This is a genomic window from uncultured Aquimarina sp. (assembly GCF_947500065.1).
GTDB lineage: Bacteria > Bacteroidota > Bacteroidia > Flavobacteriales > Flavobacteriaceae > Aquimarina.
Map to the genome: position 1 here is coordinate 63,475 of NZ_CANMQT010000004.1, position 14,431 is coordinate 77,905.

Annotated in this window: 12 protein-coding genes; all 12 read left to right on the forward strand. The window is 32.9% G+C overall.

Annotated features, from left to right (window positions below; translation table 11 throughout):
• Positions 1-77: 77 nt before the first annotated feature.
• The 12 genes from Q0975_RS13075 to lepB all read left to right on the forward strand — a co-directional run bounded on the left by Q0975_RS13075 (position 78) and on the right by lepB (position 14,394).
• Positions 78-389, forward strand: a complete 312-nt coding sequence (locus tag Q0975_RS13075; RefSeq protein WP_299438193.1) for a septum formation initiator family protein — start codon at positions 78-80, stop codon at positions 387-389.
• Positions 382-1,749 (forward strand): methylmalonyl-CoA mutase subunit beta, encoded by a 1,368-nt coding sequence (locus Q0975_RS13080; protein WP_299437327.1) that lies wholly within the window; start codon positions 382-384, stop codon positions 1,747-1,749. The genes Q0975_RS13075 and Q0975_RS13080 overlap by 8 nt, the downstream gene beginning before the upstream one ends.
• A 93-nt stretch (positions 1,750-1,842) precedes the next feature.
• Positions 1,843-2,466 carry a hypothetical protein gene (locus tag Q0975_RS13085; RefSeq protein WP_299437329.1) on the forward strand — a complete coding sequence of 208 codons (624 nt, stop codon included), beginning with the start codon at positions 1,843-1,845 and terminating at the stop codon, positions 2,464-2,466.
• Between the two features lie 107 nt (positions 2,467-2,573).
• Entirely contained in the window at positions 2,574-3,242 is a 669-nt protein-coding gene (locus tag Q0975_RS13090) for a hypothetical protein (protein ID WP_299437331.1), read from the forward strand.
• Positions 3,243-3,268: 26 nt separating this feature from the next.
• Complete coding sequence (gene scpA, locus Q0975_RS13095; RefSeq protein WP_299437333.1) at positions 3,269-5,404, forward strand: methylmalonyl-CoA mutase; 2,136 nt, start codon at positions 3,269-3,271, stop codon at positions 5,402-5,404.
• An 81-nt stretch (positions 5,405-5,485) separates the two neighbouring features.
• Positions 5,486-6,367: an SDR family oxidoreductase gene (locus Q0975_RS13100; protein WP_299437335.1), complete on the forward strand. Its 882-nt coding sequence runs from the start codon at positions 5,486-5,488 to the stop codon at positions 6,365-6,367.
• Positions 6,368-6,676: 309 nt separating this feature from the next.
• A complete protein-coding gene (locus tag Q0975_RS13105) occupies positions 6,677-9,532 on the forward strand; it encodes a pitrilysin family protein (protein ID WP_299437337.1) in 2,856 nt (951 codons plus the stop codon).
• Positions 9,533-9,666: 134 nt separating this feature from the next.
• A complete protein-coding gene (locus Q0975_RS13110; RefSeq protein WP_299437339.1) occupies positions 9,667-10,431 on the forward strand; it encodes an AAA family ATPase in 765 nt (254 codons plus the stop codon).
• A 6-nt stretch (positions 10,432-10,437) separates the two neighbouring features.
• A complete protein-coding gene (locus Q0975_RS13115) occupies positions 10,438-11,343 on the forward strand; it encodes a ParB/RepB/Spo0J family partition protein (RefSeq protein WP_299437341.1) in 906 nt (301 codons plus the stop codon).
• The gene (locus Q0975_RS13120; protein ID WP_299437343.1) at positions 11,333-11,935 is read left to right on the forward strand and encodes a DUF5683 domain-containing protein; all 603 of its coding nucleotides are present in this window, start codon (positions 11,333-11,335) and stop codon (positions 11,933-11,935) included. Before Q0975_RS13115 ends, Q0975_RS13120 begins: the two co-directional genes overlap by 11 nt.
• A gap of 28 nt (positions 11,936-11,963) precedes the next feature.
• The gene (gene dapB, locus Q0975_RS13125; protein WP_299437345.1) at positions 11,964-12,662 is read left to right on the forward strand and encodes a 4-hydroxy-tetrahydrodipicolinate reductase; all 699 of its coding nucleotides are present in this window, start codon (positions 11,964-11,966) and stop codon (positions 12,660-12,662) included.
• A gap of 163 nt (positions 12,663-12,825) precedes the next feature.
• Positions 12,826-14,394, forward strand: coding sequence for a signal peptidase I (lepB, locus tag Q0975_RS13130; protein WP_299437347.1), 1,569 nt, complete (start codon positions 12,826-12,828; stop codon positions 14,392-14,394).
• Positions 14,395-14,431 lie beyond the last annotated feature (37 nt).

Consider the following 14,431-nt stretch of genomic DNA (forward strand, 5'->3'; position numbering starts at 1 on the left):
TTATAAACTAATAAATTACTGGATCTAAATTGAAGCTAAAACGCTATTTTGAAAAGCTAAGGAATACACCTGCCTTAATACCGATTTTTGCCATATTTTTCAACAAATATGTGTTAATCATTCTGGTATTTGTGGTGTGGATTTTGTTTTTGGACACAAATTCCTGGCTTATTCATAGAGAATTAGATCAAGAAATTAAGGAATTAAAAAATAATAAAGAGTATTACAAAAAAGAAATTGTCAAAGATCAAAAGAATATAAAAGTCCTAAAAGATAGTAGTGAACTAGAAAAGTTTGCAAGAGAGGAATATTTTATGAAGCGAGATAACGAAGAGATTTATATTATTGAATACGAAGACAGTATCCCTAAAAAAAAGAAAGATGACTAAAACTTTGTTCGATAGCTTTGATAAAGTTTCTACAAAAGAATGGAAACAAAAAATCCAATTCGATTTAAAAGGAGCAGATTATAACGAAGCCTTAATTTATAAATCTTATGAAGGGATTGATATAAAGCCTTTCTATAATGAAGAAGATATTACAGGAATTCATAATGATGTTACTAATCCTTCATCCTGGATAAATTCTCAAAAGATTGAAGTTGAAGATGCAGTAACTGGAAATAATGCTGGATTAGATGCTATAAAAAAAGGAGCAGAAAGTATTTATTTTGTTATCGCTTCAGAAAGTATTGATCCCATAACATTATTGTCTAATATCTCCCCAGACATATCTGTTTATATTGAAACTTTATTTTTATCAGCTAATTATATTCGTAAGATAAATGATATTGCCGATAAATCGCAGCTTTCTATTTACCTGTTAACCGACATCATTGGCAATCTAGCAAAAACTGGGAACTGGTTTAAAAGTCTAAAAGAAGATCACCTCGGTTTAGAAAACATTATAAAAGAAAGCTCTAATTTAAAGAACATTATTAGTATAGACCTTAGTATTCTTCAAAATGCTGGTGCTACTATGATTCAACAATTAGCTTATGGATTGGCACACGCTAATGAATATCTTAACCATTTTAAAAATCTTGAAAACAACCCTTTCCAGAAAACTCCTATAGTCTTTAATGTAGCTGTAGGGGGAAATTACTTCTTTGAAATTGCCAAATTGAGGGCTATCAGAGTATTATGGAATTCTTTAGCACAAGAATATAAAATGTTAAAAAAATGTTATATATTCGCCCATCCTTCACACAGAAACAAAACCATTTTAGATTATAATGTAAATATGCTTCGTACAACTACCGAGTGTATGAGTGCCATATTAGGTGGCGCAGACGCTATTCATAATTTGAGATATGATGATGTATATAATCTAGATAATGATTTTGGGGCAAGAATAGCAATCAATCAATTGTTAATCCTAAAAAATGAAAGCTATTTTGATATCGTAAACAATCCTTCATCTGGATCTTATTATATCGAAAGTTTAACAAATCAGTTGTCCGATAAAGCATTGTCTTTATTTAAAAACATCGAAAAAGGTGGAGGTTATCTGAAACAATTAAAATCTGGAACAATCCAGAAAAAGATAAAAGAAAGTGCAGAAAAAGAACAAGAGCTTTTTGACAAGGAAGAAATTATTTTAACAGGAGCCAATACCTACAAGAATCCTGAAGAATTAATACCTCCATTACAGAAAAGTCCTTTTCTAAAAAAGAATATACGAAAGACTTTAATAAGCCCAATTATTAAACGAAGATTGTGTGAGAAAATTGAGAAAAACATTTTATAACGCAAATAATTCATAATTTATTGTTAACTTTCGTAAAAATTAACATTTAAACAACAAACAATTAACAAAACTAAATCTTAATCGATGCCCCAAATGATTAGATCTAGAATCGCTTTAGTAACTTTATTACTATTAACATCTATTAGTTATTCGCAAAATGGTATAAATTGCCTAAGTGTTGACAGCAGTGGACTCTATTCCAAAGCATTCGACGCATTTGAAAAAGACTTATTCGAATATTACAAATTTGGAAACGACTCTATAAAGACATACCGTACTTTCTTAGCAGAAGTAGCAAGTTTATCTCTAGATTTAAGAAAATTACCCTCAGATAATTCTATTCAATTAGCAAGAGTTTTTAAAAAGAAGTCTAATGATCCTAATTCTATTTGGGTTAAATTAAGTGATTACGAAAATCAGGAAGCTACAAAAAAACCATCTCCATACACCCATCCTTCTAAAAAAAATGAAGAAGAAATTCTGATATTTAACTATAGAGGAGGACTTATTCAATGTTTAAAAAACAATAGTGACAGTGATGATTTTCGAGAAATAATAAGTACCCTTGAACAAGATGGAAACGTAAGTACATCTTTAATTGCACAAAGGATTTATTATATTCCTGACACGAAATTTCGTGCCTCCGAAATAAAAAAGTTTATTGCTTTTGATATCTACTACTCTATTCTGATGGTTATCGAAAAAGCTTTTGGTTAATCATTATTGCAATATTCTATCCTAAAGTGTTAACTTATTTTATATTTTCTAAAATAGATCATTAATAAAACCGTAATTTTACGTTTTCAATAATGGCTTATTTTTTTATGAAAACAACAATAATTATATCCATAATTCTTGTGAGCATTTTATGCTCTTGTTACAATAAAAAACAAAATACAATTCAGTGCGGTACTATTTCTAATCAGAAAATTATCAACAAAGCATTTGTTTCTTTCGAAAATGATCTATTTGCATATTATAAATTAGAAAATGATACCATTGGCACCTACAAAAAATTTCTTTCTGAAATTTCCAGTATGTCAATTGACCTAAAGACTATAGCATCCAATAAGTCCAGAAATATTACTGGAAAAATTTTAGAAAATGCTAGCACTGATAATTCTCTTTGGATTTCTTACTATGATTATTATCGACAACCTATTGAAAATAACAAAGAAGAAATTCCAACATCTCAAATACTTGAAAATTTAGATATTGAAACAGAGGAAGAGAAAAAAATTAGAATTCAACAAGAGAATAATATGCTTGTCCTGAACTATAAAGGACCACTTATACAATGCCTTAAAAATAATTCTAAAAATAATGATTTAACAAAAATTATTGAAAAACTAGAATGGATTGGACCTATTAATCCAAAAATAATAGCTGACGGTTTTAATGCCATTAACCCTGAAGACACTTTTCGATCTAAGGAAGTTAAAATCTTTATTGCTTTTGAAATATACTATTACATGCTAATGATTGCTGCGTAGCAGAAACTGAATAAGTTATCTTAAAAATGACCAGAAAGAACATTCAACATATTACGTTAAACAAAGAAAGTGAGCCGCTAAATTCACTTTCAGAAAATAACACGTTCACTACTTCGGAAGGGATCGACATAAAATCAAAATATACCGAAGTAGATATACAAAATCTTAAACATCTGAATTTTGCTGCAGGAATCCCTCCTTATTTACGTGGACCCTACTCTACCATGTATGTAAGAAGACCTTGGACTATAAGACAATATGCCGGATTCTCTACTGCAGAAGAAAGCAACGCATTTTATCGCAGAAATCTTGCTGCCGGTCAAAAAGGATTATCCGTTGCTTTTGATCTTGCAACACATCGTGGATACGACAGTGATCATGAAAGAGTATTTGGAGATGTCGGAATGGCTGGAGTAGCCATTGATACTGTGGAGGACATGAAAGTACTCTTTGATCAAATACCATTGGATAAAATGTCTGTCTCTATGACAATGAATGGAGCTGTGTTACCAATAATGGCTTTTTATATTGTAGCTGCAGAAGAACAAGGAGTAGATCAGAAATTATTATCCGGAACCATTCAGAATGATATTTTGAAGGAATTCATGGTACGTAACACCTATATTTATCCACCTACTCCATCCATGCGAATTATCAGTGATATTTTTAAATATTGCTCTAAAAATATGCCCAAATTCAATCCAATAAGTATTTCTGGATATCATATGCAAGAAGCAGGAGCCACTTGCGATATTGAATTAGCATATACACTAGCAGACGGATTAGAATATATCAGAAAAGGAATTGATGCAGGTCTGGATGTTGATTCTTTTGCTCCTCGCCTATCCTTCTTTTGGGCTATAGGAATGAACCATTTCATGGAAATTGCTAAAATGCGTGCAGCACGCATGCTTTGGGCAAAATTAATCAAACAATTTAATCCGAAAAACCCAAAATCCTTAATGCTCAGAACACATTGTCAAACCAGTGGATGGAGTTTAACAGCTCAAGATCCATTTAACAATGTAGCTAGAACTTGTATAGAAGCAAGTGCAGCAGCTTTTGGAGGTACTCAAAGTTTGCATACAAATGCATTGGATGAAGCTATTGCATTACCTACAGATTTCTCTGCAAGAATAGCGAGAAACACACAAATATATCTTCAGGAAGAAACACAAATCAACCGAACAGTCGATCCTTGGGCTGGAAGCTACTATGTAGAATCTTTAACAAATGATATTGCAGAAAAAGCCTGGAAACTCATAGAAGAGGTTGAAGAATTAGGTGGAATGACTAAAGCTATAGAAGCCGGAATTCCTAAAATGCGTATTGAAGAAGCTGCTGCACGTAAGCAAGCCAGAATTGATAGTCAACAAGACGTAATTATTGGAGTTAACAAATTTCAACTAGAAGAAGAAGAACATATCGCTACTCTGAAAGTAGATAACAATGCTGTAAGAAACCAACAAATTGAAGGATTAACAAAAGTAAAAAACTCTAGAGACGAACAAGCCGTAAAACAAGCGATACATAATTTAACCCAAGCGGCAAAAGATGATGCTCAAAATCTATTATCTTTAGCCGTGGATGCTGCCAGATCAAGAGCAACCTTAGGAGAAATTAGTGATGCCCTTGAAAAAGAGTTTGGAAGATATAAAGCGGAAATTAAATCATTTACAGGAGTGTATGCTAAAGAAATAAAAAATGACAAATCTTTTGCCAAAGCAAGAGAACTCGCTAACCAATTTGCGGATTTAGAAGGAAGAAGACCTAGAATAATGATTGCCAAAATGGGGCAAGATGGTCATGATCGTGGAGCTAAAGTAGTTGCTACTAGTTATGCAGACGTAGGTTTTGACGTAGATATAGGTCCCTTATTTCAGACCCCAACAGAAGCAGCAAAACAAGCTGTAGAAAATGACGTACATATCGTAGGGGTTTCTTCATTAGCTGGAGGACACAAAACATTAGTACCACAAATCATTGCTGAGTTAAAAAAATATGAAAGAGAAGATATTATGGTTATCGTTGGTGGAGTAATCCCTCCTGATGATTATGAATTCTTATTTCAAGAAGGAGCTGTTGCCATATTTGGCCCGGGAACGAAAATTAGTGACGCTGCAATTACTATATTGGAAATCCTGATTTCAACATTCGAATAACTTTAAAGTGCTATGCGCGCATAGTATTTTAAATATAAATTGTAACTTTCACCAAAATAATGATATTATAATACATAACATATGAGCTATACTGATAAAATGCTTCGCGATGGAGCGCTAGAAGGAAAAAATATTGTCGTTACTGGAGGTGGTAGCGGATTAGGAAAATCTATGACCAAGTACTTTATGGAGCTTGGAGCAAAAGTAGCTATCACATCGCGTAACCTTGAAAAATTACAAGGTACTGCAAAAGAGTTAGAAGCAGAAACTGGAGGTACTTGTCTACCAGTTCAATGTGATGTAAGACATTATGATCAGGTGGAAGCTATGAGGGATCAAGTTCTTGAAGCATTCGGATCTGTAGATGTATTATTAAACAATGCTGCAGGAAATTTCATTTCTCCTACAGAACGTTTATCAGCTAATGCCTTTGATACAATTATAGATATTGTACTTAAAGGAACTAAAAATTGCACACTTGCTTTTGGAAAACATTGGATTGATACCAAATATAAAAACACCAATGTATTAAATATAGTAACTACTTATGCTTGGACTGGTTCTGCTTATGTAGTGCCAAGTGCTACTGCTAAAGCAGGTGTACTAGCAATGACTAGATCTCTTGCTGTGGAATGGGCAAAATACGGTATGCGATTCAACGCAATCGCTCCTGGGCCTTTCCCAACTAAAGGTGCTTGGGATCGTCTCTTACCTGGTGATATGAAGGATCAATTTGACCTTTCTAAAAAAGTACCTTTACAACGTTTAGGAGAACATCAAGAATTGGCAAACTTAGCTTCTTACCTTGTATCTGACTTTTCTGCATATGTAAATGGGGAAGTAATAACACTAGATGGAGGTGAATGGTTGAAAGGTGCTGGGCAATTTAATTTATTAGATCAAGTTCCTGAACAAATGTGGGACATGCTCGAAGCGGCTATCCGAGCTAAAAAGAGCAAATAAGTGTAAAAACAAGTCAAATTAACTATAGCTGGATGTCAGATTTTTTATCTGACATCCAGTTTTTTATGCAAAAAAAACAAAGATTACGGGTAACACATCTAACTAATTCTGCACTTATACATATAGAATAAGTAATTCTTAATCTATAATAAAGAGTATTGAAAACCTATTATACTTTAAAGTAGGTATCTAATTAGGTTTCCAATACTCTTAACTAAACATTCAACTAAAAAAATAGTTCAAAGATGAAAGTTTTAACTATTTTTAGCTAATTAATAACTAAAACTAATTCACACTAATAAATCATCAATGAATAGAAAAACAATTTTCAACACATTCTTAGGAGTTTTTTTATGCAGTATTCCATTTTCTGGAATTGCTCAAACAACTACTAGTAAAGAGCTTGGAGCAGCTACTAATGTAAAAAATGAAGGTAAGATTCCTACGGATCCCAATGTCAAAATAGGAAAATTAGATAATGGTCTTACCTATTACATTCGTAATAATGGAAAACCTGAAGACAAAGTAGAATTAAGACTCGTTGTAAACGCAGGTTCCATTTTAGAAGACGAAAACCAACTTGGATTGGCTCACTTCATGGAGCATATGAACTTTAATGGAACTAAGAATTTTAAAAAAAATGAACTTGTAGATTATCTACAAACAATCGGGGTTAAATTTGGAGCAGATCTAAACGCATATACAAGTTTTGACCAAACCGTTTATATTTTACCTATTCCTAGTGATGATCCGGAAAAATTAGAAAAAGGATTTCAAATTATAGAAGATTGGGCTCATAATGCAGAATTGACAGAAGAAGCAATTGATGGAGAAAGAGGTGTTGTATTAGAAGAATATCGATTGGGCAAAGGAGCTAATGAACGTATGCTACAAGAGTATCTACCTATCATAGCCTACAATTCTAGATACTCTGAACGTTTACCTATCGGTACAAAGAAGATCCTAGAGAATTTCAAATACGAAGATGTAAGGACTTATTATAAAGATTGGTACAGACCGGATTTAATGTCTGTAGTTGCTGTGGGTGATCTTGACGTAGCCACATTAGAACAAAAAATAAAGGATCATTTTAGTGGTATTAAAATGCCGAAAAACCCAAAAAAGAGAGAAACTTATGATACTCCTAATCATAAAGAAACTCTTATTGCAGTAGTATCAGATAAAGAAGCCTCTAACTCTATAGTAAGAATTATGTATAAGGATAGAGAGATTTCAGAACCAATCACTAAGGTGGAAGATTATAGAAAAGAAATAGTAGAAGGGGTATTTAGCCAAATGATGAATAATCGTCTTAATGAATTAAGAAACAAACCTAACCCACCTTTTGTATTCGCATTTAGCAGTCATAGTGGAACATTTGCGAGAAACAGAAAAGCTTACCAATCGTTTGCTATGACACCGGAAACAGGACAACTTAATGCCTTAAAAGTAATTTTACAGGAGAACAAAAGAGTTAAACAATATGGTTTTAAAGCAGGAGAACTTGAACGTGCAAAAAAAGATATTTCTGCGCGGTGGGAAAAACAATTTAAAGATAAAGATAAGAGAGAATCTAATAGGATTATAGGACAATATATTAATAACTATTTACAACAAGAACCTATTCCTGGAATCGAATGGGAATATCAATATACAATGTCTCAATTACCTACTGTTACTCTAGAAGAAGTTAATGGGTTAATTAAAGACTTCTTGCATGATGATAACCGTGCAGTTGTTATGACCGGACCAGAAAAAGAAGGTCTAAAACAAGTTACCAAAGAAGAAATTCTTTCTTTATTAAAGGAAGTAGAAACTGCCAACATAGAAGACTATAAAGACGAGAAAGTTCGTGAGAATTTGATCGAGAAAATGCCAACTCCAGGAAAAATTGTTTCATCTAAAAGAGATGAAAAACTAGATATTACGGTATTAGAATTAAGTAATGGAGCAAAAATCACGTATAAGAAAACAGATTTCAAAAATGATGAAATACTGTTTTCTGGGTATAGTTATGGAGGAAGTTCTTTGTATAGTAACGAAGATTATTTGCAAATAGCTCATGGCGGCGGTAGTGTTTCGCAGACAGGTTTAGGAGGATTATCTTTAAATGATATGAACAAAGTAATGTCTGGCAAAATCGTAAGACTAAGACCTTATATTGGTGGTATTTCTGAAGGTTTTAATGGATCATCTACTCCTAAAGATCTAGAAACTTTATTTCAACAAGTATACTTATACTTTACTGATGTAAACAAAGACGAGAAGGCATTTAGATCAGATCTGGAAAAACAAAAAGGTTTTTTAAGCAACTATCTTTCTAATCCTCAAAATTATTTTCGTGAAGAGTTTAATAAATTTCAATTCGGGAAAAATCCAAGATATGTTGGTTTCCCTACAGCTGAAAAATTAGATGCAGCAAACTATGAACTAGCATATAAAAAATATAAGGAAAGATTCGCCGGTGCTGGTGGTTTCAATTTTTATTTTGTGGGTAACGTGGATGATGCTAAATTAAAAGAATACGCAGAGAAATATATTGCTAGTTTACCAAATACGGGTAAAGATGAAACCTATAAAGTATCTGATTTCAGGCCATTATCAGGTGCTCACGAGAAAACCGTATACAAAGGTAAAGACCCTAAAAGTGCTGTAAATATTATTTGGAGAGGAGAAACGGAGTATACTAAATCAGAAGATTTAGCAATAAAAGCGCTAGGAGAAATCCTTTCGATCAAATTAATCGAAAAACTTCGTGAAGAAGAAGGTGGTGTATATGGAGTTGGTGCAAGAGGAAGACTTAATAAATTACCATATGGAAGTTATAACTTTAGTATAAGTTTCCCTTGCGGACCTGAAAATGTAAAAAAACTAACTGATGCCGCTATCACTGAGTTAAAAACAATCATACAAGAAGGACCAACCGATAAAGATCTTGCTAAAATTAAAGAATCTAGATTATTAGAATATAAAGAAAAAAGTAAACAAAACTCATTTTGGTTAAACAACCTTCAGAGTGCTGATTATAATAAATCACCAATGGAGACTGGAGAAACATATGCAGAAACTATTGCTAAGTTATCCAAACAAGATGTTCAAAATGTTGCTAAAAAGTACTTAGATAAAGGACATATTTTGGGTGTTTTAATGCCTGAAAAAGAATAATTCAAACTTATTATTCATTCTAAAGGCCATCTGCTACAGCAGATGGCCTTTTTTATTATGCACTGTTAATATTTTTCATTTTTATAATGTATAATTAATTGTATTTTTATCGCTTAAAATCCAAATCTCCCCCAATGGGTAAAATAATAGCGATTGCCAATCAAAAAGGTGGTGTTGGTAAAACAACCACTTCTGTAAATTTAGCAGCTTCTCTAGGAGTATTAGAGAAAAAAGTATTACTAATAGATGCCGATCCTCAAGCCAATGCGACTTCAGGACTGGGATTAGATGTAGAGAGTATAGAAAAAGGAACCTATCAGATCCTAGAACATACGATCAAACCTACAGAAGCAATTTTAGAAACCAACTCTCCCAATGTAGACATTATACCTGCACATATTGATCTGGTAGCAATAGAAATAGAACTTGTAGATAAAGATGAACGAGAATATATGCTAAAAAAAGCTATTCTGGATCTTAAAACATCGTATGACTATATTCTTATCGATTGTGCACCATCACTAGGTTTGTTGACACTAAATGCACTTACAGCTTCAGATTCTGTTATCATTCCTATTCAATGTGAGTATTTTGCACTAGAAGGATTAGGTAAATTACTAAATACGATTAAAAGTGTTCAGAAGATTCATAATGAGCATCTGGATATAGAAGGGTTATTGTTAACAATGTATGACTCCCGATTAAGATTATCCAATCAAGTCGTTGAAGAAGTACAGAAACATTTTAACGAAATGGTTTTTAAAACAATCATTCAGCGAAATATACGTTTAAGCGAAGCACCTAGTTATGGTGAAAGCATAATAAATTACGATGCTTCTAGTAAAGGTGCCAGCAATTACTTAAGTTTGGCGCATGAGATTATAAAGAAAAATAGTTAAGGATTCATGGCGAAGGCAACAAAAAAACAAGCTTTAGGTAGAGGATTATCAGCTTTACTTAAAGATCCGGAAAATGATATCAAATCAGCAGATGACAAAAATGCTGATAAAGTAGTTGGAAATATTATAGAATTGGATCTCAATAGTATTGAAGTAAATCCTTTTCAACCACGTACCAGTTTTAATGACGAAACACTTCAGGAACTTGCTACTTCCATAAAGGAAATAGGTGTAATACAACCAATTACAGTTCGTAAATTAGACTTTGACAAGTACCAGTTAGTAAGTGGAGAAAGACGTTTTCGTGCATCTAAATTAGTTGGATTAAAAACCATACCTGCATATATACGTATTGCTAATGATCAGGAATCATTAACAATGGCTTTGGTAGAAAATATCCAACGTCAGGATTTAGATCCTATAGAAATTTCATTGTCCTATCAAAGGTTAATCGATGAGATCAATCTAACGCAAGAACAACTAAGTGATCGTGTTGGTAAAAAAAGATCTACAATTGCTAATTACCTAAGGTTATTAAAATTAGACCCTATTGTACAAACTGGCATTCGAGACGGATTTATATCAATGGGTCATGGTAGAGCATTAATTAATATCCAGGATCAACAGCAACAGCTAGATATTTATGAGAAAATCATAGGAGATTCTCTATCTGTTCGTAACACTGAAAAATTAGTTCGGTCTTTAAATAATACAGAAGAAAAACCTGAAACTGAAAAAACTGAAAGTAAAGCTCCTACCTATATCTTAAAAGGAATCAAAGATTTCTCAGAATATTTTGGTGCTAAAATTGATGTTAAAGTTTCCAGCAATGGACGAGGGAAATTAATAATCCCGTTTTCTTCTGAAGAAGATTTTAAACGCCTAAAGAAACTCATTGATAGTGAAAATTAAATCCTTTTATATTATTTTATTACTATGCTTTTGTATTCATCCTTTGTTTTCTCAAGAGGAAGATGAGAATAAGGATGAAGAACTAAAAATGGTTATCGAAGAAGTCGCAGTCAAAAAGAAAAAAAATAAAAAGCTAAGACCCTATGAACCCTTAGCGCCAGCTCGTGCAGCTTTTTATTCAGCAGTTCTGCCTGGACTAGGACAAGCCTATACTGGGAAATATTGGAAAATACCAATTGTATATGGCGCGCTTGGTGCTGGAGTTTATTTTTATCTTGAAAACAACAACACCTATAATGATCTTAGAGATGTTTATAAAGCTAGATTAGCTGGTGTTGATCCGAGTACCTTAAAGTTTGAAGATTTTTCTGATGATCAATTAATTGATTTGCAGAGACGTTTCAGAAAAGATCAGGAATTATCTTTACTTATTACCGTAGGTTTATATGTTTTAAATATCATTGATGCTAATGTAACAGCTCACTTACAACAATTTAATGTTTCAAAAGATCTATCGTTTAAACCCAAAGTAAATTTTAATGAATTCGGTGCAAAACCTAATTACGGTGTCTCACTAAACTATAGCTTCTAAATTTCATAACCAACAACCACAAAAAAATATGAATATTGCTCTTCTAGGATACGGCAGAATGGGTAAAACCATAGAGAAGATTGCGACAGAAAGAGGTCACACTATTGTCCTCACTGTTGATAAAGATGATAAAGAATATGATGTATCTGTTGCCGATGTAGCTATAGATTTTAGTATTCCTTCTGCTGCTGTAAACAATATCACCAATTGTTTCAATGCTGGTGTACCTATTATATCTGGAACAACTGGCTGGCTAGATCATTATGACCAAATTACATCCTTATGCAAGGAAAAAGACGGAGGATTTATATACGCTTCTAACTATAGTTTAGGTGTTAATTTATTTTTTGAATTAAACAAAAAACTAGCTAAAATGATGAACCCAATAGAAGGGTACGATATACATATGGAGGAAATTCATCATACGCAAAAATTAGATGCTCCTAGTGGCACAGCCATTACTTTAGCAGAAGGTGTTATAGAGAACACTAATAAAGATGCCTGGCAATTAGACGAAGGAGATGATAAAACAATAGCTATTAAAGCAAAAAGAATCAAAAACGTTCCTGGTACGCATACAGTCACCTATGCTTCCGCAGTAGATGATATAGAAATCAAACATACAGCTCACAATCGTCACGGCTTCGCACTTGGTGCAGTTGTAGCTGCAGAATGGTTATCAGGTAAAACTGGAGTTTTTGGAATGAAAGACGTTTTAGGATTATAAAAATTGATTAAAACTAACTGAGCATAGAAGAAGTATTTAAGAGAACAGATGAAATACCTTTTATAAATTCAGAAGAAAATCTAATAAATTAAATACCACAATGTGGTTTAAAAAGTGTAACACTTTTATAGTTACATACACTTATACTTAAAATACAAAAAAAATGACACTATCAGAATGGTTTATTTTTTTCCTGGCAGTACAAGTAGTACACTTCTTAGGAACTTGGAAATTATATATTAAAGCAGGAAGAAAAGCATGGGAAGCAGCTGTACCGGTATACAATGCAGTTGTTTTAATGAAAATAATCAATCGTCCTTGGTGGTGGGTTATTCTCTTATTCATTCCTGTTATTAATGTAATCATGCTTCCTGTAGTTTGGGTAGAAACCATTAGGAGTTTTGGAAAAAACACAACAACAGATACTATTTTAGTAATCGTAACATTAGGTTTTTATATTTACTACATAAATTACATGTTAGATGTAAACTATATAGAAAATAGAGATCTAAAACCAAGAACAGGTACTGGAGAATGGATAAGTTCTATTCTTTTTGCGGTTGTTGCTGCTACCCTAGTACATACGTACTTTATGCAGCCATATACAATCCCAACAGGATCTTTAGAAAGAACATTATTAGTTGGGGATTTCTTATTTGTAAGTAAGTTTCATTATGGTGCCAGAACACCTATGACATCGGTTTCTTTTCCTATGGTACACGATACAATACCATTGGTAAAAACTAAATCCTATAATAGCGATGTACAGTATCCCTATTTTAGATTACCTGGTTTCCAAAAAATAAAGCGTAACGATATAGTAGTATTTAGCTGGCCAGTTGATACCGTACGTTTTTTTAGAGATCCATCTGGCATTCATGTATACAAACCTATTGACAAGAAATCCAACTATGTAAAGCGCTGTGTAGGTGTACCAGGCGACTCTTTATCTGTCGTTGATGGATATGTGCATATCAACGGAAAGCAAACCGTATTACCTGATCGTGCCCAATTGCAATTTTCTTATACAGGAGCTACAAAGGGGAAAAGCTTTAATACTCAAAACCTTTACAATCGCTACAAAATCAAAGAAAATGAGTTTGGGTATAATAATACATTCTTTCAATCAGGAGGTTTAACAAACGAAGCAGCGGCTAAGTTTAAAAACCATCCTAATGTAGCTAGTTTAGAAAGAACAATTAAACCTTCTGGAGAAAAAGAACCTGGTATATTTCCTAACAACGGAAAAGTAAACTGGAATAGAGATAATTTTGGAGCTATTTATATCCCTGAAGCTGGAAAAACAGTGCAAATGGATCTAAAAAGCTTTTCATTATACCGTAGAATTATAGAAGTTTATGAAGGTTCTGAAATGGGAATTGACAATAAATTATCCGTAAACGGAAAGCAGATTTTGCTTAACGGTAATCCTATCGATAGTTACACCTTTAAACAAGATTATTACTGGATGATGGGAGACAATCGTCATAATAGTGAAGATAGTCGTGCTTGGGGATATGTCCCAGCCAATCATATTGTAGGGAAACCAGTTTTCATATGGATGAGTTGGGATAGTAATGCCAAAGGTCTTTTTAACAAAATAAGATGGGAACGCTTATTCACCACAGTGGGTGGTAATGGGAAACCCATATCTTATTTCTATTATTTCTTAATCCTATTAGTTGGTTGGATAATTTTTAGTAAATATCGCAAAAGAAAGAAAGCGGCCTAACATTTGTTTTCTCAGATATAAGAAAAAATAATTCTAA

Bases quoted from the DNA above. Each gene is read 5' to 3' on its own strand.
- Q0975_RS13080 (WP_299437327.1), top strand. From the start codon at position 382: ATGACTAAAACTTTGTTCGATAGCTTTGATAAAGTTTCTACAAAAGAA.
- Q0975_RS13085 (WP_299437329.1), top strand. From the start codon at position 1,843: ATGATTAGATCTAGAATCGCTTTAGTAACTTTATTACTATTAACATCT.
- Q0975_RS13090 (WP_299437331.1), top strand. From the start codon at position 2,574: ATGAAAACAACAATAATTATATCCATAATTCTTGTGAGCATTTTATGC.
- scpA (WP_299437333.1), top strand. From the start codon at position 3,269: ATGACCAGAAAGAACATTCAACATATTACGTTAAACAAAGAAAGTGAG.
- Q0975_RS13100 (WP_299437335.1), top strand. From the start codon at position 5,486: ATGAGCTATACTGATAAAATGCTTCGCGATGGAGCGCTAGAAGGAAAA.
- Q0975_RS13105 (WP_299437337.1), top strand. From the start codon at position 6,677: ATGAATAGAAAAACAATTTTCAACACATTCTTAGGAGTTTTTTTATGC.
- Q0975_RS13110 (WP_299437339.1), top strand. From the start codon at position 9,667: ATGGGTAAAATAATAGCGATTGCCAATCAAAAAGGTGGTGTTGGTAAA.
- Q0975_RS13115 (WP_299437341.1), top strand. From the start codon at position 10,438: ATGGCGAAGGCAACAAAAAAACAAGCTTTAGGTAGAGGATTATCAGCT.
- dapB (WP_299437345.1), top strand. From the start codon at position 11,964: ATGAATATTGCTCTTCTAGGATACGGCAGAATGGGTAAAACCATAGAG.
- lepB (WP_299437347.1), top strand. From the start codon at position 12,826: ATGACACTATCAGAATGGTTTATTTTTTTCCTGGCAGTACAAGTAGTA.